Here is a 2,090-nt window from a genome sequence, read left to right on the forward strand (position 1 = left end):
TGTTCTGTGAGCAAACACTGCGCACAGAAAACACCGAAACTCACGGAATTTTTCTTGCATTTTTGTGTAAATCTGTGTATTCTGTGAGCAAATATCGCTTTGCAGACCTAACTTCCGGGAGAGAATGACGCACGAAAACCTAGTTTTGCACGTGCCCGCGCGAGCACTTCTTGAGCCGTAGCGCGTGCTTTCTCAGCACCTTTTAACAATTCTTGCTCTACCGAGTCCGGATTGGCCATAAGTTCGTTGTAGCGCGTTCGAATCGGTCCGAATACGTCGAGCATGAGCTCGTATAACGCTTGTTTTGCATGTCCGTACCCATAAGTGCCGCTGGCGTTTTCATAATTTACGCGCATCGTTTCAATTTGTTCCGGACTTGCCAATAATTTATAAATCGCGAAAATTTTACACGTATCCGGATTTTTAGGCGCTTCCAAAGGCGTACTATCGGTTTCGATTTGCATAACTTGCTTGCGCAATGCCTTATCGTCGGTAAAAATATTTATGACGTTGTTGGCCGATTTGCTCATTTTTCCACCATTAGTTCCCGGAACGTAGTTCGCTTCTTGCTGCATCGTAGCTGTAGGCAGCACAAAAGTTTCGCCCATTTGATGGTTAAATCGCGACGCTACATCGCGGGCAATTTCGATGTGTTGCAACTGATCTTTACCAACCGGAATGTGTGTAGCGTCGTACAACAAAATGTCGGCAGCCATTAAAATCGGGTAGTCAAAAAGTCCGGCGTTTACATCTTCCAAACGATCCGATTTATCTTTAAACGAATGCGCTAGCGTAAGTCGCTGAAAAGGGAAAAAGCAGTTCAGGTACCACGTAAGTTCGGTTACCATAGGCACGTCCGATTGGCGGTAAAACACAACCTTATCGGTATTTAAACCACAGGCTAACCAAACGGCAGCAGTCGATAACGTATTTGCGCCCAAGGTTTCGGCGTCTTTAATTTGCGTGATCGAGTGTAAATCGGCTATAAAAAGGTACGAAGGCGCCGAATTTTCTTCAGACATTTTTATCGCAGGCAATATGGCGCCCAATAAATTACCTAAATGCGGCGTTCCGGTACTTTGAATTCCGGTGAGTATGCGTTTCTCCTGATTTTCCATAGCGCAAAGATGCCATTTTTTTGAGAGTTCAAAAACTACTTTTTAATGATTTGCTTTGCTTATTTTTGACCGATGAGGTATTTCAAAAACTTTCTGATACTGCTTTGGCGCATCTATTTTTACATTCTAATAGCCTTGCCTATTTTACTTATGCTGCCGTTTTTGCTGTTGTCTATCTGTAAAGAAAGCTGGTATCCGTACTTTTTTGTGATGGCGCGCATCTGGGCAAAGGTCATTCTGTTTGGTATGGGTTTTTATCCAAAGGTTGTTTTTCACGAAGCGCCCGAGCAAGGCAAAAGTTATATGTTTATTGCCAACCATACGTCAATGACCGACATTATGCTCATGCTCAGTACAATTCGAAACCCGTTTGTGTTTGTAGGTAAGAAAGAACTAGTAAACATTCCCTTGTTCGGATTTTTCTACAAGCGTACCTGCATTTTGGTCGATCGCAACAGCTCGAAAAGTCGGGGCGAGGTTTTTAAACGCGCACAAAGCCGATTAAATCAAGGCTTAAGCATATGTATTTTTCCGGAGGGTGGTGTTCCCGACGACGAATCAGTTTTGTTGGACGAGTTTAAAGACGGGGCGTTTCGATTGGCGATTGATCACCAAATTCCGATTTTACCGCTTACGTTTGCCGACAATAAAAAACGTTTTTCTTATACTTTTTTCTCCGGAAGTCCGGGTGTTATGCGCGTTACCGTTCACCGCGCCTTGCCGACAAGTGGCTTAACGCAAGACGACAAGAAGGCGCTCAAAGAGCAGTCGTTTCAAATCATCGAAGGTGAGTTAAAGCGCTACCAAGCCGAGAATTAGCGTTGTTTTTTGGGCGTAACCCTTCCCAAACGTTTTCTGGAAAGTTCCGTAACGGTCAGGGTCGCGCCGTTCGTTGCAATAGTCGTTCCAACCGCAAACGTTCCGTAGGTTTCAAACGGGCTTCCGTTCGGTCGCCGTTTCAAACCACGTCAC

The 2,090-nt window shown here is 44.7% G+C and carries 2 protein-coding genes; one reads left to right on the forward strand and one right to left on the reverse strand.

Annotation, left to right across the window (positions count from 1 at the left end; genetic code table 11):
• Window positions 1-107 precede the first annotated feature (107 nt).
• On the reverse strand, window positions 108-1,118 hold the full coding sequence (gene trpS, locus CHX27_RS00300; RefSeq protein ID WP_094484797.1) for a tryptophan--tRNA ligase: 1,011 nt from the start codon (window positions 1,116-1,118) through the stop codon (window positions 108-110).
• A 72-nt stretch (window positions 1,119-1,190) separates the two neighbouring features.
• Here trpS and CHX27_RS00305 point away from each other — a divergent pair, with 72 nt between their 5' ends.
• Complete coding sequence (locus CHX27_RS00305; RefSeq protein ID WP_094484798.1) at window positions 1,191-1,937, forward strand: lysophospholipid acyltransferase family protein; 747 nt, start codon at window positions 1,191-1,193, stop codon at window positions 1,935-1,937.
• The last annotated feature ends 153 nt before the right edge of the window (window positions 1,938-2,090 follow it).

The organism is Flavobacterium aurantiibacter (assembly GCF_002251775.1).
Classification (GTDB): Bacteria; Bacteroidota; Bacteroidia; order Flavobacteriales; family Flavobacteriaceae; genus Flavobacterium; species Flavobacterium aurantiibacter.

Excerpts from the sequence above, each read along its gene's own strand:
- trpS (WP_094484797.1), bottom strand. The coding sequence starts at position 1,118 with ATGGAAAATCAGGAGAAACGCATACTCACCGGAATTCAAAGTACCGGA.
- CHX27_RS00305 (WP_094484798.1), top strand. The coding sequence starts at position 1,191 with ATGAGGTATTTCAAAAACTTTCTGATACTGCTTTGGCGCATCTATTTT.